Consider the following 17,326-nt stretch of genomic DNA (forward strand, 5'->3'; position numbering starts at 1 on the left):
TAAGTAAAGTTTATTTTACACTGAGGATAGAAATAAGAAATGAGGTGGCGGCATGCCATTAATCAATCGCGTCAAAGAGTTGCGGGCCCGGCATCAATTGACCCAAGGCGACTTGGCAGCCAAGGTCGGTGTGACGAGACAGACGATCATCTCGCTCGAAAAAGGGAGCTACACCCCGTCGCTTCTGCTGGCGATGCAAATCGCCCGCGTGTTCGAGGAACCGGTCGAATCTATTTTCACAATCGAGGAGGAAACAAATTGAAACACGTCGTCATCCAATCCATCTCCAGCATCATCTTGTACGTCCTGATGGCTTTTCTGTTCAGTTCGTTCTTATCTGACGTGTCGACTGTCATCGAGACCGACCGATTCGAGATTGAGTTTAACCTGTTACCGCTCTTGCTGTTAGTCGGCTTCTTCATCGTTTGGACGGTCTATTCGTTCAAGACGCGCCCGAACCAAAATTTAAGCTTCGGCCAATGGTCGGTCCGGATGACGGAATTTAGCGAAGTCGACGAGCGGGAACAAATCATCACGGCGAAAGCGACGAAAGCGGCCTACGTCTCGTTCGGGATCACCGTACCGCTCCTCATGGCGTCGTTCATGTTTTATCCGCTGTTCGAGAATGCGCTCCCAGCCTATCCGATTTACGCGCTCGCCTCGACACTGATCATCTCGACACTCGTCTACATGACGACTTGGATCCGCGCCTATACCCATTAAGGAATTCACATCGAATTCCTTTTTTTGTGTCGATTTTTCGTCGAGTCGTTCCCTACGATTGCGAATTCGGTCACGTCGTGCTTATATATAACTAAATGGTTATATACTAAATGTGTTGAAGGAGTCTTTCATCGTGAAAACCATCGATTTGACGACCGGTCAGGTTCAACGCGTCATCGTGGCGCTCGCCCTTCCGCTCGTCGGCAGTTCGCTTTTACAGTTCACCTATAGTCTCGTCGATATGTTCTGGGTCGGCGCGCTCGGCAGCGATGCCGTCGCCAGCATCGGCGCGGCCAGTTTTTATATCATGCTCGGTCAGGCGATTCAATCGCTCATCGTCGTCGGTGCCGGCATCAAAGTGTCGCAAGCCGTCGGACGGCGGGATCAAGAGTTGATTCAGCGCTACGTCCGGGCTGGGAGGCGAATGAACCTCGGGATCGGACTGTTGTTCGTCGTCCTCCTCGCCGTACTCGGCCAGACGCTCATCGGCTTTTTGAACATGAACGCACCGGCTGTCGAACGATTGGCTTACAGCTATTTGCTCGTCAGTGCACCGATGCTCGTGTTCTCGTTCTTCAACTTGCTGTTCGCCCGTCTGTTCAGTGCCTATGGCAATACGACGACGGCAATGCGTATCAACGCGACCGGGGTCACCCTCAATATGATCCTGTCACCGCTCTTCATCTATCCGCTCGGACTCGGCGTCGTCGGGGCCGGTCTCGCGACGCTCGTCGCGAACGTCGTCATGTTCGGTTTCTTCTGGCACCGAGCCCGCGCTTTATTCGATTGGGAGGAGACGGTCGAACCAAATCGCACGGACTATAAAGAAATTCTTCGCCTCGGTTTCCCGATGGCGACCCAGCGCGTCTTGTTCACGGTCATCAGCATTATCCTCGCCCGCATGATCGGTTCATACGGGACCGAAGCGATCGCGGCCCAGCGCATCGGGCTTCAAATCGAGTCGATCGCCTATATGATGATCGGTGGACTGAACGGTGCCATCGCGAGTTACACGGGGCAAAATCTCGGCGCCCGCAAAGTGGACCGGGTCCATGAAGGCTACCGGGTGACGACACGGCTCGGTGTCTTGTATACCGGGCTGATCACCCTCGTGTTTTTATTCGTACCGGACGTCCTGATCGGGCTGTTCGTCGATGATCCGAGAACGATCGAAATCGGCGGGAGTTATTTACGGATCATCGGGATCTCGCTCATCTTCGCCTCCTTCGAGATGATCGGGAACGGTTATTTCTCAGGGCTCGGACTCCCTAAAATCCCAGCCACGATCTCGATCGTCTTCACCGTCGCCCGTATCCCGCTCGCGCTTGCCCTCGAGCCCTATCTCGGTCTCGATGCCATTTGGTGGAGCATCGCCATCTCAAGCATCGTCAAAGGGCTCGTCTCCGTCCTCTATGTCCGACTAATGAAAAAGGAAGTGACTTCCCTTGCAGAAGCGATTTAATCAACTAAGCAAACAACTGTTGCACGGGCGTTTCGCCATCGAGCGTGAGATGCTCCGCGTGACACCTGAAGGGACGCTCGCCGTCACGAAGCATCCGGCAGGACTCGGTGACAAGGCGACGCACCCGTATATTACGACCGACTTCTCGGAAAGTCAGATTGAACTGATCACCCCGACGTTTCCGACCGTCGAAGCGGCGCACAATTTCTTAGAGACACTGTACGACGTCACGGCACTGAACATCGGCGATGAACGGCTTTGGCCGCAATCGATGCCGTGCGCGCTTCCGGACGGCGGGGTCATCCCGCTCGCGGATTTCGGCAATTCAGGACTCGAGGCCGGCCGCTATCGGGAACACCTGCTCCAAAAATACGGGGCGAAAAAACAGCTCATCTCGGGCATCCATTTCAACTTCTCGTTCGCAGACGAGTTGATTGCCGCCCTCTATGAAGGATCGCCGGAACGCTACGACCGTTTCAAGAACGACCTTTATTTAAAACTCGTCCGCAACTATTTACGGACGCGTTGGCTCGTCGTCTATCTGTTAGGCGGGACACCGGCTGTCCATACGAGCTATGAAGAACGTTGCGTCAGTCAAATGCAGGCACTCAGCGAGGACGTGTATTCGAATACGACGGCGTTGTCGTACCGGAATAGTGACTGCGGCTACACGAATGTCGAGCCACTCTATCCGGACTATTCAACGCTCTCGGACTACACCGCGAGCGTGCGCCGCTTCATCGCCCAAGGTGACATCGCCAACCCGAACGAGCTCTACTCTCCGATTCGGCTGAAAACGTCACGGGGCGGCAATGACTTGGAACGACTGGAGACGAACGGCATCGATTACGTCGAGATTCGTAACATCGACCTCAACCCGTTCGAGAAGACCGGCATCGCCCTGTCCGACTTGAAGTTCCTGCACGTCTTCTTGCTCTACTTGACGTTGAAAGACGAGACACGATTTACGGACTGGCAAGCCGAGGCGTTCCACAACCAGCAACGCGTGGCGAAAGAAGGCCTATCCCCAACGCTCTTGCTGTACCGCGATGGCGAGGCGGTGCCGCTTCAGACATACGCACGCGATTTGCTCGACGAGATTGAAGCGTTCAATGACCGATACACCCTCGGGTTCGACGACGTCTTTGCCTCTGTCCGGGATCGGATCGACCATGTTGAGACGACTTACGCGTCACGCCTCACCTCCGCCATGATGACAGACGGCTATACGGACTGGTCACTCCGGCAAGCGGAACTATTCTATCAAGATGCATACGCCAACCGGTTCCGGGTGCATGGCTACACGGATATGGAGCTGTCGACGCAGATTTTGATGAAGGCGGCCCTGAAACGTGGGTATGCGGTTGAGGTGATTGACCGCGATGACCAATTTCTCCGCATCCGTCACGGCAACCAGACCGAGTACGTGAAACAAGCGACGAAGACGTCGAAAGATAACTATGTCTCGGTCCTCATGATGGAAAATAAAACGGTAACGAAACACGTACTCGCCGAACAGGGCATCCGGGTGCCGAGCGGGGTCGAACTCCGGAGTGAAGTCGATTTACAAGACGCCTGGTCTACGTTCGCGAACCAGCCGATCGTCTTGAAACCGAAATCGACGAACTTTGGCATCGGCATCCACATCTTCAAGGACGGCACGACGTTCGACGAGACGCTCGAGGCGTTCCGTCACGCCCGTACGTTTGACGACGTCGTCCTGCTCGAGACGTTCCTGCCCGGGAAAGAGTATCGTTTCCTCGTCATCGGAGACGAAGTCGCAGGCATTTTACACCGCGTCCCGGCGAACGTGACCGGGGACGATGTGTCGACGATCCGTGAGCTCGTCGCCAAAAAAAATGAGGATCCTCTCCGGGGCAAAGGTTATAAGACACCGCTCGAAAAAATCGACATCGATGACATCGTCGTGGCTTTCCTCCGTTCTCAAGGCAAGACACCGGACAGTGTCCTCGCCGATGGTGAGCTCGTCTTCTTGCGTGAGAACTCAAACATCAGCACAGGCGGTGACAGCATCGACTATACGGACCGAATCGCCGACTTCTATAAACAGATTGCGGTCGATTCAGCAAAAGCAATCGGCGCGACGATTTGCGGCGTCGATATGATGATTCCCTCACTTGATGGAGATATCGACTATGGCATCATCGAGCTGAACTTCAATCCGGCCATCCATATCCACGCCTTCCCGTACGAAGGCAAGGAACGGCCAATCGGCGAGACCGTGCTCGATTTGTTATTTGACGGAAAAGGTTGAAGAGGTCCACGAATCGGGAATAGAGACTACATTGATTAGACAGATGTATCTTCTTTCTCGAGAAAGGGGTCTTTCCAATGGAAAAAGTGAAATCTCAAGTCGAAGGCAACACGTTAGTTGTCGAACGAAGTTTCAACGCACCGCGTGAGCTCGTGTTCGAGGCGTTCTCGACACCGGCCCACCTCGAATCCTGGTGGGGGCCGGCCGGATGGAAGACAGAGATTCGAACGTTCGAGTTCGAACCTGGAGGCACGTGGCATTACAAAATGACATGTGTCGACAAGGATCAAGGCGACTATTACGGTATGGAGTCCTGGGGGAAATCGACGTTTCTCGAGATTGATTCGCATCGAAAAATCGTCTACACGGATGCGTTCTCGGACGCAGACGGGCACGTCAATCCAGAACTTCCCGTCATGACAATTACCAATGAGTTCATCGATATCCCAAACGGCACGCTGTTCATCAGCCGCTCCGAATTCACGGACGCCGAGTCGCTCCAGCAAGTCGTCGAGATGGGGGCCGTCGAAGGCTTTTCTTCGCAGCTCGAACGGCTCGACGCCATCGTCTCCAGATAACGACAAGCACCGCTCCTCATCCGAGGCGCGGTGCTTGTTTGTCGTCAAAATAAAAAGTAACTGACAATCAAAATCAACGTGAAAATGAACACCATCCCGATGGCGAGCGCGACGAGGCTCATCTTCGCTGACTTGAACTGCTGAGAGTTGATCGTATGCACCTTTTTCAAATACGACCGGGTCCCGACGAGAATCGTCGCAATGCCGAAAATAATCGACAAGATGCCGATCGCCGTAATCAATTGGTGCTCGGCCCCGCTCAAATTTTCACTTCGATAGTAGTGGAAGTTCGTCACGAGAAAACCGATTCCGATGACCGTGATGGCCGTCCGAATCCAGGCGAGGAACGTCCGCTCGTTGGCGAGATGTTGCTGGATGTACTGCGAATCGACCGTCTTCTCTAAATCAAGTTTCATAACTCTCCCTCTTTCTAGCTGTCATCGTCGATCAACCGTTTTTTAAGCATAACGCGATCGGCTTCAGACTAATGCCAAGTGTCTCTCCAATCTCGATATTGCCGCAACCGAGCATCGTCAAACGTATCACTTCCGGTTCTCTTTCTTCTTCCATCATATCCCCGCGGGTAAATGATGCCAACTATTGTGAATACACAAACCGGACGTGATGCATCCACGTCCGGCCGAATTCATTATTTTTTTGTTTGTTCAGACAATACGTCGACCGTCGCTTGCATATACTTGAGCCCGTGCTGGACCGATGGCTCTTTCAACCAACGAAGGAGCGAGAACAATGTGATGTTGCGGTCGTCGCTTTCGGCCCGTGTTCGGATTTCTGTGAGCATCGCGCGCGTGACGTCGGCTTTCTCTTTTACCGGTGCGACATATTCATCGACCCGTTGACCAATCAATTCTCGTGTCTGCTCGTCCGCGTAGACGTCTTGTGCGAAAGCGAGCACCTGTTCAAGCTGATTCGTCACCTGAAGCAACATCGGCAACTTCTCAGCGAGCTTGACCGCAGCCTCGAGCGTCTCGACCTGTAAATTCGACGAGTCAAGGAGCGTGTCGAGTTTGTCTTTCACGTGTCGGTCGTTCATCGTCGCCATCCCGAAATCGACGGCGTCTTCGAGGCGGCGCAGCGACTTTTCAATCTCGGGCAACCGTTCGACGAGGGAGACGAGCGCTTGCTCGACGTCCGGCCGCGTCAAAACAGATTCTAATGTCTGATCTTTTGTTGTGGTATGTTCCATCGTCTTCTCTCCCTTTTTTCACATCGTCCCTTTCAACATCCCGTTCCAATACATGACCGGAAGAAAGTCTTTTTTCAAGATGTACATGCTGTGCCGTTCTTTCGCCTGATTGAACGGCATCGATTCTTGTGGTACTTTTTCATAATCGAATTCGGCCAAGATGAGCTTGTTGTAACCTGTGACGATTGGACAAGACGAGTAACCATCATACGACGCGACCGGGACTTGACCATACATGAGATCAATCACATTTTTAGCGACGACGGGCGCTTGTTTCCGAATCGCAGCCCCTGTCTTCGACGTTGGTAAATTCGTACAGTCGCCGAGTCCGAAGACGTTTTTATATTGTTTATGTTGAAGCGTGTACATATCGACATCGACCCATCCACCCGCGTCTGCAAGCTTGCTCTCTCGAATGAATGCCGGTGCTTGCATCGGTGGCGTGACATGAATCATGTCATAGCGCACTTCGAACGTTTCACCACTATCCAAATTCTCGAAGACGGCCAGTTTGTCATCCGCTTGAATCTCGATTAGATTGACGCGGAAATGTGTATCAATCCGTTTTCGTTCGAGTACTTTTTCGAGCGCCTCCCGATACTTAACAACGTCAAAGATGGCCGGGTTGGCCGACCCGAAGACGATTTTACTGTGATCACGGACACCTGTTTTCACAAAATAGTCTTCTGCCAAGTACATGATTTTTTGTGGGGCTCCGCCACACTTCACGGGTGATGCCGGGTGCGTGAACAACGCGGTACCGCCCTCAAAACCCCTAAGGGTATCCCACGTGTAGTCGACGTGTTTATACGAGTAGTTGCTGCATACTTGTTTCGTGCCGAGCGCTGCTTCTAACCCTTTGATTCGACCCCAATCGATCTCAATCCCCGACGCGACGACCAAGTAATCGTAGTGAATCGTCCCATTGACGGCGGTTTCGACCTGATTGGTTTCTGGGTCGAAGCTGACCACCTTGTCCTGAAGCCACTTCGCACCTTTTGGGATAAGTGTCGCCATGTCCCGCTCCGACTCTTCTTTTTCTACTGCGCCTGCTCCGACGAGCGTCCAAAGCGGCTGATAGTAGTGTTTCGTTTCAGGATCAATCAACAAAACTTCATCGCCTAAATGATGTTTTTCGCGAAGCAGGCGAGCGGCGACGCTGATCCCTCCGGTACCGGCTCCGACGATGACGACTCGATAATGTGTACGCATCATGCAGTTCCCCTTTCATTTCTATAAATGATAACCAGTGAATTCCCCCACATCTTCACCCGAATTGAAAGCGTATACATTTAATAAGATAAATCTTTCCACGGACGATATGGATTAACCCTATTATACCATAGGGGGTATAATAGGGTTAATGATTCTCACTCTGCCTCTCTATTTTTTATCTGTACTCGAAAAATCGTTCCTCGATGGGAGGTTGTTATTGTTGATGGAAAGTACCTCGAACAATCTGTCGAGCCGCGCCGTGTCAACCTCTAAAAAGCCGTCACCGATACTGATCTCGGTCGAACAATATCCGTCATGCGGCACGACATAACCAGTGATGCCGATGCCTGTCTCCGTCTGGACACGTTCGATCCAACTTGAAACAGCTTCCGTACTGCCGTTCATATGAAGATGGAACATATTCGTCACTGGCACGTCCGGTGTCGTCCACACCCCGTCAAGCGCATTGAACCGGTGCGCGAGAGCTTTGGCTTGTTCGACATACGTCCCCATCTTGTCTTTCCGTAGCTCGTAGTAATAGTCGGCCGGGATGATGTATGGATATAGTCCGATCAAATCACCGCCGTAACGCCGCTTCCATATTCTCGCCTCGGCACAGAATGGTTTAGGTCCCGCTAAGATGGCACCTGCAATACCGCCGATGCCTTTGTAGAATGAGACGTAGACGCTATCGAACAGCGCGCATACGTCCTCCGCCGTCTTCCCATAATACGGGAGCGTCTCGAGAAGGCGTGCTCCGTCGAGATGCAGACGAATCCCCCGCTCCCGGCAATACTGACTGATTGTCTCAAGCTCTTTAAACGGGGGCAAATAGCCCCCGAGTTCCCGTTGCGGCAACTCGATCAACAGGCAAGCGACGTCCGGTAACGCCCTCACTTCGTCGAGCGTCATCAACCGGTCGTCGTCCCCAATTAAAATCGGTTCGAGGTGATGCAACTCCTTCAACCCGTCCTGTTCGTGAATCTCCAAGTGACAGAGCGGATGATAGGCGACGTTTCGATTTTCGGTCTCGTCCGCCCAAATCCGTAAGGCGATTTGTTGTGCCATCGTGCCGCTCGGGAAGAAAATCGCATCCTCCATGCCCAGTTCTTGCGCCATTTTTTGCTCGAACCGCATGATGACCTCGCCCGTCCCGTAGTGATCGCTCGCCTGATTCGGGTCGACCTCAGCGAACGCCTGTTGCAACACGCCGACGGTCCGTCGACCGTGACCACTCAGCTGATGTGACGTCTGTTGATACGATGTCCGTAAATCCATGTCATCCCCTCCACAAGAAGCCCCCTGTCCATAGACAGGAGGCCATCAGTTAGCCGCGCATGCGGACGATTAATTTGCCGCGTACTTTTCGTGTTTGTAACTGTTCCAAACCATCTTTTAACTGCTCAAATGGCAACACATCCGTGACGAGGTCGTTCAATTCACCCGCCTCGAGCAGCTTCATCATCTCTTCGGCCATATACGACAAGTTACGGATGGCCAGCTCGTTCTCACTCGCATGGGCCGCACCAAGGGCGACTTCATGAATCGACGGTGACAGCGTGAACCCTTTCATGTTCGACATGTCAGGTGGACCGGCGATATAAGCGAGCTGTCCACTGAATGCGAGCCGGTCGAGATCGGCCGTCGCCACATCGCGTCCGACCGTGTTCAAAATCAGGTCGACACCGCGACCGTCTGTCAGTTCCATGATTTTCTCCGTCACGTCCTCGACGTTGTAGTCGATGGCGACATCGGCACCGAGTGATGTGACCCAGTCAAAGTTTTCCGGCGATGCGGTCGTGAACACTTTAAGCCCAAGTTTTTTGGCGAGTTGAATCGCGTAACCACCGACTCCTCCCGCTCCGGCGTGGACGAGAATCGTCTCTTTGTCGCGCGTGTTCAACTTCTGCATGATAGCCTCATACGCTGTCATGCCGGCACAGAGGATGGCCGCAGCGGCCTCATCGCTTACATCAGGCGGGACGACGGCGCAAGCACGCGCATCGACGACCGCATACTCGGCGAAGCCGCCGTTGTTTCCAAGACTCGTATGGACGGCGACACGTGAACCGGTAATGATATTGGCGATGCTCGAACCGACTTCGACGACTTCCCCGACGAGGTCGACGCCGAGAATGTGTGGGTACGACCAGTTCGGGTTGCCGTTCGTGCCGACTTTATAGTCGACCGGGTTCAACGCGACCGCTTCGACTTTGATGAGCAGTTCGCCCGCATCTGGTGTCGGCCGCTCCACCTCACCGATGTGTAGATGTTCTAATCCAGGTTGATCAAGTAGCCAAGCCTTCATGCTCAATACGCTCCTTCCGAATACGTCAGTTCATAGGAATGCGAGTAGATTTCGACGAGGTTGCCGAACGGGTCTTCACAATACACCATCCGGTACGGTTTATCGCCCGGGTAATATTCCCGAATTGGCATCCGTTGTTTTCCGCCATGGGCGACGATTTTCTCGACGAGTCCTTCGATGTCCGGGTCTTGGACGCAATAGTGGAAAATACCCGTCTTCCAAAACTCGAAATTATTCTCCGGCTTCTCATTGTTTGGGAACTCGAACAGCTCGATGCCAATCTTATCACCCGTCGACATGTGGGCGATTCTGAAGCTGCCCCAGCCCGGTCCGAATACGTCCGTGCACATGACACCGATCGGCGAGTCGTCTTCGACGACGTCTGATGGTTGCATGATGGTGTACCAGCCCATCACGTCCTCATAAAATTTCACTGCTTCGGTCACACTCGGGACCGATAGTCCGATATGTGAGAATGTACGTGGATAAGTCACTGTCATCCGCTCCTTTTTGTTTGCTCAATTTGTTGGATAACGATACGATACCTTCATCGAAGCAATAAAAATAGTACGCACATTCAAGTAACTACCCGAAAGCGAGGCGAATTGAACATGACGACCCCGTTCCCCGTCAATAAGGCGCTCGATATCATCGGCGGTAAATGGCGGCCTCAAGTGTACTGTACGCTCGAGAACGGCCCGCGCCGCTTCTCGGAGATTCAGCGCGCCATCCCCGACGTCAGCCGTAAAGTGTTGACCGACCAACTCCGTGAACTCGAACAACTTGGCATGGTCCGCCGCATCGACTATTCGACCGAGAAACAGCTTCACGTCGAATACTCGCTCACCGAGGACGCACTCAGCCTGCAACCAGCCATGAAGGCGCTCTGCTCTTGGGGCGAGACACACGACGAATAAACCCGCGCCGAATCCGGCGCGGGTTTTGTCATGCTGCGAATAGGCTGATCAGGTTTCCGTCCGGATCGATGACGATGGCGTAACGTTGTCCCCAAAACGCATCCCACGGTTCGCGGTGCGAGGCATGGCCCTGTCCGACGATCGCTTCATAGCGCGCATCCAGTTCATCCCGACTATCGCACAAGAAAGCAAGTTCGACCCGGTGCCCCGTCGCCGGTTTCCATTCTCCATACACCGACTCCGCCACTTCGACCGTATCGAAGGCGAGCCGGACACCGCCGTCATCGATTTCGACGTGCGCTTCCCCATCCATCGCTTCCGGGATCGACAGGCCGAGCAAACGGTAAAAATCGAGCGCCCGTTTCATGTCTTCGACGACGATGCCAATCATATCTAGCTTGATTCCCATGTAATCACCTCATTTTCCAAGTTGGTGGTGCTATGATGAGTGTAGCACTACATCCTGCTCGTGAAACGAGGAAATTCAAATGACCCATCAATTCGCTGTCCTGACCCAGCCACAGGCGGAAACGATCGCCTACACGTGGCATTACGAAGGCGATTATGCGTTTTATGATATGGAGGCCGACCAGGACGATTTGGCCGAATTTTTAGACGTCGAACAGCGCGAACAGTCGGCGTTCGCCATCACCTCAGACGAGGAATTGGTCGGCTTCGTGAGCGTCGCGCAAGCGGATGCCGAGACGGTCGATATCGGGCTCGGCATGAAGCCCGATTTGACCGGGAACGGGAACGGACGAGCGTTCGTCACATCGATTCTCGACTTCGTCAAAGCGACGTACTCACCTCATCGCATCACCTTGTCCGTCGCCGCCTTCAACGTGCGGGCAATCCGTGTCTATGAGGCGTGCGGGTTCACGCAGACCGGTTCGTTTCAACAACCGACGAACGGTAGCACGTTCACCTTCATCCAAATGGAACGTCAAGAAAGTCCTCAGAACCAACCGTTCTGAGGACTTTTCCTATGTGAGCTGCTTCTTTTGGATGTATGACAAGCCGAGCGCCGCTATCAAAATTGTGCCTTTGACGATGTCTTGGGCGTAATATGGCACGTCCCACATCGTCAGTCCGTTCAGCAAAATCCCAATCAAGATGGCACCGATCAACGTACCGACGACGTTCGGTCGTCCGGTCCCGAAGACGGCGTAGCCGATATAGGCGGCCGCGACGGCGTCCATCAACAGCGGTGCCCCGGCCGATACTTGTCCGGTACCGATGCGTGACGCCAAGATGATGCCGCCGATGGCCGCGAACAGACCACTCAACACGTACGCGTACAGCTTGATACGCGTGATGGCGATGCCGGAGCGGCGGGCCGCCTCCACGTTCGAGCCGACGTAATAAAATTCGCGTCCCGTCTTCGAATACGTCAAAAATAGATGGGCCCCGGCGAAGAAGAGAATCATCAAGATGGCGACGAACGGGACAGGACCGATCGAACCTTGGCCGATGAAGAGGAACGACGGGATGAAACGTCCCGGTGCCGTCCCTCCTTCAATCGGCATGTTGTCGTAGATTGAAAAACCTTTCGTATACGTCAATTGGACCCCGTTGATGACGTACATGATGGCGAGCGTCGCGAGCAAGTCCGGTAACCGGAACTTGATCGTCACGAGCGCGTTCAACAGCCCGACGAGCACGCCGAGTACAATCGGGACGAGCAAAGCGACGAGCAGTTCTTGACTATGTAACACGAGACTCGACGCCGCCCCGATTGTCGCGAGGCTCGCCGTCGAGCCGACCGATAAGTCGAATCCGCCGACGATGAGCGAGAACGTCACCCCGAGGGCGAGCAGCGAGACGATTGACACGGACTTGATGATGTCGCTGAAGTTCGCGTACGTCAAAAATTGGTCGTTCGTCACGCCGAAGACGGCGATGAGTGCGAGAATCGCGAACAACGTCCCGTATTGACCGATGCCACTGAAGCGTTTCGTGCGTTGTTTGATGACGAGTTGGGCCATGTTAAACCCCTCCTTTCTGTTGCCAACGGCCGCGGTCGAGCCAAAGCGTCCGGTTGGCGATCAATTCTAGTTCATGCGGTTCACTCGACGTAAAGATGACAGTCTTTCCACTTTTCGCGAGGCGGGTGACTAGTTCATAAATATCCCGTTTCGCCGTCACGTCGACGCCTTTCGTCGGTTCGTCTAGCAAATAGACGTCCCGGTCCTCGAGGAGCCATTTGCTGAGGACGACTTTTTGTTGATTCCCCCCGCTCAGCTCTCGGACCGGTTGCCCGACCTGGTCGTATCTCACTCGCAGCGAGGCCAAGACGCGTGTGATTGCGTTCGCCTTCCCTTCAATCGCGAGGACGTTCCGTTCAATCGAATCGTCGAGGAAAAGCCCCTGTTTCCGGCGTTCTTCCGGTACGAGGGCGAACCCGGACCGGACCGCCTGACGTGGTTCACGAATCTTGATTGGTTTCCCCTCCAACGTCATCTGTTGTTCAACGCCGGAGAGACCGAATAGCGCCTCGATCAACTCCGTCTTCCCGCTCCCAGTGACGCCGCCGATGCCGACGACTTCACCTTTATACGCCGTGAACGAAAGCTTCGTCCCGAACGTCGGTAACGTGAGCTCTGCCTGAATCCGCATCTCGGTTTCCGGAACGGCTTTCACTACCGCTTCTGCCATGTCGGATCCGCTCAAATACGTATGGATCTCCTGTTCTGACAATGCCTGAAATGGCCCTTCGTAAGCGATGCGCCCGTCCCGGAGGAACGTCGTCGTCGTGGTGACGCGCGACAGTTCGTCCGACCGGTGCGTGATGAGAAGAATGCCGACACCGTCCTCTGCGAGCGACTGCAGTAATTTGAGCAGTGACGTCGCATCATCTGTCGACAGTGCGGCCGTCGGTTCGTCGAGCAAGAGGTAAGCCGCATCACTCGCGAGCGCCCGGGCAATCAAGACACGTTGCTTGACGCTGAGCGGGAATCGTCCGACCGGTTCGGTCACATCAAGATCCAGTCCGACGCGCTCCAAGTAGGTGGCCGCTCGCTGTTTTAGCTCACGAGGACGAATCCGTTCGACCGCCTGCCACGGCACGACGTTTTCATAAATCGGTAAATCGAGATAGAGGGCGTCATCGACTTCTTGCGACACCGTGATGATCCCACGGCGTATCGCCTCGGCCGGTGTGAATGTGACCGGTGTCTCATCGAGCTCGATCGTCCCGGATGTGGGGGTGATGGCGCCACTCAACAGCTTCACGAGCGTGCTCTTTCCGGCCCCGTTCAATCCAAGCAAGCCATGAATCTCGCCACGTCGGAGCGTGAAGTTGACATCGTCGAGCACGGTGACGTCGCCATAACGTTTCGTGACGCGTTCCAGCCGTAACATCAGTCCGTCCCTTTCATCCAGTCCGACCAGGCCGCGTCTGACACGCCCCAGTTCGGGACGTATTGGCCGAGGTCGTCCATCGTCACTTTTTCGTCCCGCAAGACGTCACGGTCGACGAGATACGGATCGACTGAATGAATCGACGGCGTCTCTTCACCCGCCAGTTTTTGATACGCGTAACGGACTTGGATCCGTCCGATTTCAGCCGGATCCGTCGCCGCCGTCACTTTCCACGGGCTGCCGTCCTCTTGCATGAGTTGAAGGTCTTCGTCACTCAAATCGATGCCATAGACGGCGATTTCATCGCGTCCGGCCTGTTTGATGGCACGGCTCGCCCCTTTGGCGAACTCGTCCCACATCGCGAATACGGCATCAATCTCGCCTTCCGGATACTTCTTCAAGATCGCTTCCATCTGGCTCTGTGTGTCGAGCGCCGTATTGTTCGTCGCCGAACCGAACTTGGCGACTTCCGTGATGCCCGGGTAGCGTTTCAAGAACGCATCATAAATCGTGTGGCGTCGTTCCATCGGTGTGAAGCCACCGACCCAAATCGTGACGATTTTGCCTTCGCCGTCCAAATCTTCGGCCAGTGCCTTGAGCGAACGCCAAGCGAGCGAATAGTCGTCCTGGTCGATGACCGTCACCCCGTCGTTCGTCAAATCATTGTCGAACGCGACGACTTTGATGCCTTTGTCGAGTGCGCGTTGGACCGGTTCTTTCAATGCATCGGCGCGGCCATGGTCAATCAAGATGACATCGACGCCTTGCGTCGTCGCCGTGTCGACGTAACTCGCCATCTTCGACAGATCGTTGTCGGCGTTGTACACTTTCACGTTGCCGCCGAACGATTCGACTTGTTCCGTCACCCCATTGATATACTGCGACGAGAACGTCCCGATCGACATCTGCATGATGAGGGCGACATCGATATCTTTTGGCAACGTCCCGTTCGAGACCGAGACGGGTTTCGTCTCTGCCGTCTTCTCGGCCGGCTTCGATGGGGCCGCTTGCTCGTTCGTGCAACCGACGAGCGCCAAGACGAATGTGAATAACAAAATCAAGAGTTTTTTAGACATGAATCGTTCCCCCTACATGATGTGTGATGGCGGCCTCTGTCGGTTCGAACACACCCGCCTCGGTGATGAGTCCGGTGATGAGATCGGGCGTCGTGACGTCGAACGCCGGATTGAAGACGGTGATGCCGACGGGCGCCGTCGGTTGACCACCGATATGTGTGACTTCTGACGGGTTCCGCTCCTCGATTTCAATCGTGTCATCCGCCGTCAAATCGAACGTCGAATGCGGCGCAGCGACGTAGAACGGAATGCCGTAATGCTTGGCGAGGACGGCGAGCTGCAACGTCCCGATTTTATTGGCGACGTGCCCCGTCCGTGTAATGCGGTCGGCTCCGACGATGATGGCATCGACTCGTTTCGACTGAATCGTCCAAGCCGCCATATTGTCCGTGATGAGCGTCACGTCGATATCGGCCCGGTCGAGCTCCCAGACGGTGAGGCGTGCCCCTTGCAGGAGCGGCCGCGTCTCACAGGCGAAGACGTTGAAGGATACACCGCGTTCTTTTCCAACGTAAAACGGGGCGAGCGCCGTCCCGTAACGCGATGTCGCGATGGCACCGGCGTTGCAAATCGTCAACACGTTCCCCCCGGCCGGCAACACCGTCAGTGCATGCTCGCCGATGGCCCGGTACGTATCGACGTCCCGGTCGTACAAAGCGATGGCGCGGCGTTTGATTTCCTCGGCAATCGCCTCGAAGTCGTCCCCGACATTTAAATCAAGGAGCGATTCGATCACGTTTTGCAGATTGACCGCCGTCGGCCGGGTCGCGATCAAGCGGCGTCCGACGAGGTCGAGCCGACGCGTAAAGTCCGGATCGTCGACTAACCGGCCCGCCTCTTTGGCGAGGACGAACGCCCCGAAGTATGCGATGGCCGGGGCGCCGCGGACTTGGAGCGTCTCGATGGCATGTTCGGCCTGTTCGAGCGTCTCAATCGTCACGTACCGCTCTTCATGCGGCAACAACGTCTGATCCAATACGATGAGTTCGTCTGTCTGTGAATGGAAACGGATGTTTTGGACCGTCATACGCGCACCCCCGACAGGAGTGTCACCAAGTCGTCAATCGATTCGACGCTGTGGCGTTCTTTAATGAGCGCCGTCCCGAGGGCGAGCGCGTCACGTTTTCGTTCGAGCCGCGTCGCTTCCGGCAACGTCTCGAGATCGGCGACACCGGCCAGTCCGACGGCACGGCGAATGAGTTCGCAACCGGCGTAGCCGATCGTGTCGCTGAAAATCGTCCGCAACAACTCGTCGACGAAACCGTCCGTGTTGAACGGCTCGACGGCGCGTTCAAAATTGGCCCGAAACGTCTTCTCGAACGTCTCCCACACCGTCAAGACGTCCGTGAAACGCTCGAAGCGTTTGAGCGGGTCATGGAACGTCGACAGCGTCAAATGGGCGATGATTTGGCCGAGGTCGAAGCCGAACGGTCCGTAAAACGCGAACTCTGGATCGATGATTTTCGTCTCTTGTTGAGTCGCGAAGATGCTGCCCGTATGTAAGTCTCCATGCAGGAGTGCCTCATGTTTCGTGACAAAGCCGACTTTCAGTTTCGTCACCTCGACTTTGAGCGCTTGGTCTTGCCAAAGGCGTTCGACATCTTCTCGCAGCGCCGTCTCGATGTTGTTCGACTCCGCGTCTTTGAACGGGTCGGTGAAGATGAGTTTCTCGGTGATGTCACACAGTTCCGGGTTGTAATAGTCACGTTCAATCCGCTTCTTCGCGATCGGCCCGGCCGCGTAATCCGACGTCGCGAACAGCGTCTCGCCTAAAAATTCACCGACATGGCGGGCCAGTTCAGGATACGTTTTCCCTTCCAAATAGCCAGTCCGAACAATCTCAAAATCTGACAGGTCCTCTAAAATCGTGTAGGCGAGCGGGCGGTCACTGCCAAGCACGACTGGCACGAAACGAGGGACGACGTTGGCGAATTCGCGCAACGCCAACTGCTCGATCCACGCCCGTTCAAGTGTGAGCGGCCAACTTTCGCCGACGACTTTCGCATATGGGAGCGCTTGTTTGACGATGAGACTCGTTTCGCCTTGTCGGATGCGGAAAACGAGGTTCAAATTGCCGTCCCCAATCTCCTCGCAATGCGTGATGCCTCCGTCTTCGATTAACCCCAACGTTTTCACATGCTCGACGACGGTCTGTTCTGTAAATGGTTGATATGACATAATGTTTTCCCCTTCCTGTACGTTGCC

At 54.7% G+C, this 17,326-nt stretch carries 20 protein-coding genes; 7 read left to right on the forward strand and 13 right to left on the reverse strand.

Annotated elements, in window-relative coordinates; all coding sequences use genetic code 11:
* Nucleotides 1–52 precede the first annotated feature (52 nt).
* From AC13H5_RS13560 to AC13H5_RS13580, 5 genes are all read left to right on the forward strand, one after another.
* The gene (locus AC13H5_RS13560) at nucleotides 53–262 is read left to right on the forward strand and encodes a helix-turn-helix transcriptional regulator (RefSeq protein ID WP_021066034.1); all 210 of its coding nucleotides are present in this window, start codon (nucleotides 53–55) and stop codon (nucleotides 260–262) included.
* Nucleotides 259–723, forward strand: coding sequence for a hypothetical protein (locus AC13H5_RS13565; RefSeq protein ID WP_214753608.1), 465 nt, complete (start codon nucleotides 259–261; stop codon nucleotides 721–723). The genes AC13H5_RS13560 and AC13H5_RS13565 overlap by 4 nt, the downstream gene beginning before the upstream one ends.
* A 112-nt stretch (nucleotides 724–835) precedes the next feature.
* The gene (locus AC13H5_RS13570; RefSeq protein ID WP_483546020.1) at nucleotides 836–2,185 is read left to right on the forward strand and encodes an MATE family efflux transporter; all 1,350 of its coding nucleotides are present in this window, start codon (nucleotides 836–838) and stop codon (nucleotides 2,183–2,185) included.
* Nucleotides 2,169–4,460 (forward strand): bifunctional glutamate--cysteine ligase GshA/glutathione synthetase GshB, encoded by a 2,292-nt coding sequence (gshAB, locus tag AC13H5_RS13575; protein ID WP_483546021.1) that lies wholly within the window; start codon nucleotides 2,169–2,171, stop codon nucleotides 4,458–4,460. The genes AC13H5_RS13570 and gshAB overlap by 17 nt, the downstream gene beginning before the upstream one ends.
* A gap of 77 nt (nucleotides 4,461–4,537) precedes the next feature.
* Nucleotides 4,538–5,038, forward strand: a complete 501-nt coding sequence (locus AC13H5_RS13580; RefSeq protein ID WP_214753603.1) for an SRPBCC family protein — start codon at nucleotides 4,538–4,540, stop codon at nucleotides 5,036–5,038.
* Nucleotides 5,039–5,082: 44 nt separating this feature from the next.
* Here the strand turns inward: AC13H5_RS13580 and AC13H5_RS13585 are convergent, their stop codons facing one another.
* From AC13H5_RS13585 to AC13H5_RS13615, 7 genes are all read right to left on the reverse strand, one after another.
* Nucleotides 5,083–5,454 carry a YidH family protein gene (locus AC13H5_RS13585; RefSeq protein ID WP_021066029.1) on the reverse strand — a complete coding sequence of 124 codons (372 nt, stop codon included), beginning with the start codon at nucleotides 5,452–5,454 and terminating at the stop codon, nucleotides 5,083–5,085.
* A gap of 31 nt (nucleotides 5,455–5,485) precedes the next feature.
* Nucleotides 5,486–5,608, reverse strand: coding sequence for a helix-turn-helix domain-containing protein (locus AC13H5_RS13590; protein WP_256440861.1), 123 nt, complete (start codon nucleotides 5,606–5,608; stop codon nucleotides 5,486–5,488).
* A gap of 79 nt (nucleotides 5,609–5,687) precedes the next feature.
* Nucleotides 5,688–6,245 (reverse strand): hypothetical protein, encoded by a 558-nt coding sequence (locus AC13H5_RS13595; RefSeq protein WP_483546022.1) that lies wholly within the window; start codon nucleotides 6,243–6,245, stop codon nucleotides 5,688–5,690.
* Between the two features lie 18 nt (nucleotides 6,246–6,263).
* Nucleotides 6,264–7,460, reverse strand: a complete 1,197-nt coding sequence (locus AC13H5_RS13600; RefSeq protein WP_483546023.1) for an NAD(P)/FAD-dependent oxidoreductase — start codon at nucleotides 7,458–7,460, stop codon at nucleotides 6,264–6,266.
* Between the two features lie 168 nt (nucleotides 7,461–7,628).
* Nucleotides 7,629–8,738: a threonine aldolase family protein gene (locus tag AC13H5_RS13605; protein WP_483546024.1), complete on the reverse strand. Its 1,110-nt coding sequence runs from the start codon at nucleotides 8,736–8,738 to the stop codon at nucleotides 7,629–7,631.
* A gap of 49 nt (nucleotides 8,739–8,787) precedes the next feature.
* Nucleotides 8,788–9,768, reverse strand: coding sequence for a zinc-binding dehydrogenase (locus AC13H5_RS13610; protein ID WP_483546025.1), 981 nt, complete (start codon nucleotides 9,766–9,768; stop codon nucleotides 8,788–8,790).
* A gap of 2 nt (nucleotides 9,769–9,770) precedes the next feature.
* Nucleotides 9,771–10,262, reverse strand: coding sequence for a lactoylglutathione lyase family protein (locus tag AC13H5_RS13615; RefSeq protein WP_021066026.1), 492 nt, complete (start codon nucleotides 10,260–10,262; stop codon nucleotides 9,771–9,773).
* Nucleotides 10,263–10,379: 117 nt separating this feature from the next.
* On the opposite strand from AC13H5_RS13615, the gene AC13H5_RS13620 reads away from it, so the two are divergent.
* Nucleotides 10,380–10,685, forward strand: a complete 306-nt coding sequence (locus AC13H5_RS13620; RefSeq protein WP_138858700.1) for a winged helix-turn-helix transcriptional regulator — start codon at nucleotides 10,380–10,382, stop codon at nucleotides 10,683–10,685.
* A 28-nt stretch (nucleotides 10,686–10,713) separates the two neighbouring features.
* Here AC13H5_RS13620 and AC13H5_RS13625 read toward each other — a convergent pair whose 3' ends face one another.
* Nucleotides 10,714–11,094, reverse strand: coding sequence for a VOC family protein (locus AC13H5_RS13625; protein WP_034779425.1), 381 nt, complete (start codon nucleotides 11,092–11,094; stop codon nucleotides 10,714–10,716).
* A gap of 79 nt (nucleotides 11,095–11,173) precedes the next feature.
* Here AC13H5_RS13625 and AC13H5_RS13630 point away from each other — a divergent pair, with 79 nt between their 5' ends.
* Nucleotides 11,174–11,659 carry a GNAT family N-acetyltransferase gene (locus AC13H5_RS13630; protein ID WP_483546026.1) on the forward strand — a complete coding sequence of 162 codons (486 nt, stop codon included), beginning with the start codon at nucleotides 11,174–11,176 and terminating at the stop codon, nucleotides 11,657–11,659.
* A gap of 9 nt (nucleotides 11,660–11,668) precedes the next feature.
* Here AC13H5_RS13630 and AC13H5_RS13635 read toward each other — a convergent pair whose 3' ends face one another.
* Genes AC13H5_RS13635 through mtnK form a run of 5 tightly spaced genes read right to left on the reverse strand, consistent with a single transcriptional unit; the run spans nucleotide 11,669 to nucleotide 17,299 of the window.
* A complete protein-coding gene (locus tag AC13H5_RS13635) occupies nucleotides 11,669–12,670 on the reverse strand; it encodes an ABC transporter permease (protein WP_483546027.1) in 1,002 nt (333 codons plus the stop codon).
* 1 nt (nucleotide 12,671) lies between these two features.
* A complete protein-coding gene (locus AC13H5_RS13640; protein WP_483546028.1) occupies nucleotides 12,672–14,045 on the reverse strand; it encodes a sugar ABC transporter ATP-binding protein in 1,374 nt (457 codons plus the stop codon).
* Nucleotides 14,045–15,121 carry a sugar ABC transporter substrate-binding protein gene (locus AC13H5_RS13645; RefSeq protein WP_483546029.1) on the reverse strand — a complete coding sequence of 359 codons (1,077 nt, stop codon included), beginning with the start codon at nucleotides 15,119–15,121 and terminating at the stop codon, nucleotides 14,045–14,047. Before AC13H5_RS13645 ends, AC13H5_RS13640 begins: the two co-directional genes overlap by 1 nt.
* The gene (gene mtnA / locus AC13H5_RS13650; protein ID WP_034779432.1) at nucleotides 15,114–16,148 is read right to left on the reverse strand and encodes an S-methyl-5-thioribose-1-phosphate isomerase; all 1,035 of its coding nucleotides are present in this window, start codon (nucleotides 16,146–16,148) and stop codon (nucleotides 15,114–15,116) included. The genes AC13H5_RS13645 and mtnA overlap by 8 nt, the downstream gene beginning before the upstream one ends.
* Nucleotides 16,145–17,299, reverse strand: coding sequence for an S-methyl-5-thioribose kinase (mtnK, locus tag AC13H5_RS13655; protein WP_034779435.1), 1,155 nt, complete (start codon nucleotides 17,297–17,299; stop codon nucleotides 16,145–16,147). Before mtnK ends, mtnA begins: the two co-directional genes overlap by 4 nt.
* Nucleotides 17,300–17,326: the final 27 nt, after the last annotated feature.

The organism is Exiguobacterium sp. FD-YE-25-4 (assembly GCF_057004685.1).

What these genes read in the sequence shown, in the direction of transcription:
- AC13H5_RS13560 (WP_021066034.1), top strand. Translation starts at nt 53, where the DNA reads ATGCCATTAATCAATCGCGTCAAAGAGTTGCGGGCCCGGCATCAATTG.
- AC13H5_RS13580 (WP_214753603.1), top strand. Translation starts at nt 4,538, where the DNA reads ATGGAAAAAGTGAAATCTCAAGTCGAAGGCAACACGTTAGTTGTCGAA.
- AC13H5_RS13585 (WP_021066029.1), bottom strand. Translation starts at nt 5,454, where the DNA reads ATGAAACTTGATTTAGAGAAGACGGTCGATTCGCAGTACATCCAGCAA.
- AC13H5_RS13590 (WP_256440861.1), bottom strand. Translation starts at nt 5,608, where the DNA reads ATGGAAGAAGAAAGAGAACCGGAAGTGATACGTTTGACGATGCTCGGT.
- AC13H5_RS13595 (WP_483546022.1), bottom strand. Translation starts at nt 6,245, where the DNA reads ATGGAACATACCACAACAAAAGATCAGACATTAGAATCTGTTTTGACG.
- AC13H5_RS13600 (WP_483546023.1), bottom strand. Translation starts at nt 7,460, where the DNA reads ATGATGCGTACACATTATCGAGTCGTCATCGTCGGAGCCGGTACCGGA.
- AC13H5_RS13605 (WP_483546024.1), bottom strand. Translation starts at nt 8,738, where the DNA reads ATGGATTTACGGACATCGTATCAACAGACGTCACATCAGCTGAGTGGT.
- AC13H5_RS13610 (WP_483546025.1), bottom strand. Translation starts at nt 9,768, where the DNA reads ATGAAGGCTTGGCTACTTGATCAACCTGGATTAGAACATCTACACATC.
- AC13H5_RS13620 (WP_138858700.1), top strand. Translation starts at nt 10,380, where the DNA reads ATGACGACCCCGTTCCCCGTCAATAAGGCGCTCGATATCATCGGCGGT.
- AC13H5_RS13625 (WP_034779425.1), bottom strand. Translation starts at nt 11,094, where the DNA reads ATGGGAATCAAGCTAGATATGATTGGCATCGTCGTCGAAGACATGAAA.
- AC13H5_RS13630 (WP_483546026.1), top strand. Translation starts at nt 11,174, where the DNA reads ATGACCCATCAATTCGCTGTCCTGACCCAGCCACAGGCGGAAACGATC.
- AC13H5_RS13635 (WP_483546027.1), bottom strand. Translation starts at nt 12,670, where the DNA reads ATGGCCCAACTCGTCATCAAACAACGCACGAAACGCTTCAGTGGCATC.
- AC13H5_RS13640 (WP_483546028.1), bottom strand. Translation starts at nt 14,045, where the DNA reads ATGTTACGGCTGGAACGCGTCACGAAACGTTATGGCGACGTCACCGTG.
- AC13H5_RS13645 (WP_483546029.1), bottom strand. Translation starts at nt 15,121, where the DNA reads ATGTCTAAAAAACTCTTGATTTTGTTATTCACATTCGTCTTGGCGCTC.
- mtnA (WP_034779432.1), bottom strand. Translation starts at nt 16,148, where the DNA reads ATGACGGTCCAAAACATCCGTTTCCATTCACAGACAGACGAACTCATC.
- mtnK (WP_034779435.1), bottom strand. Translation starts at nt 17,299, where the DNA reads ATGTCATATCAACCATTTACAGAACAGACCGTCGTCGAGCATGTGAAA.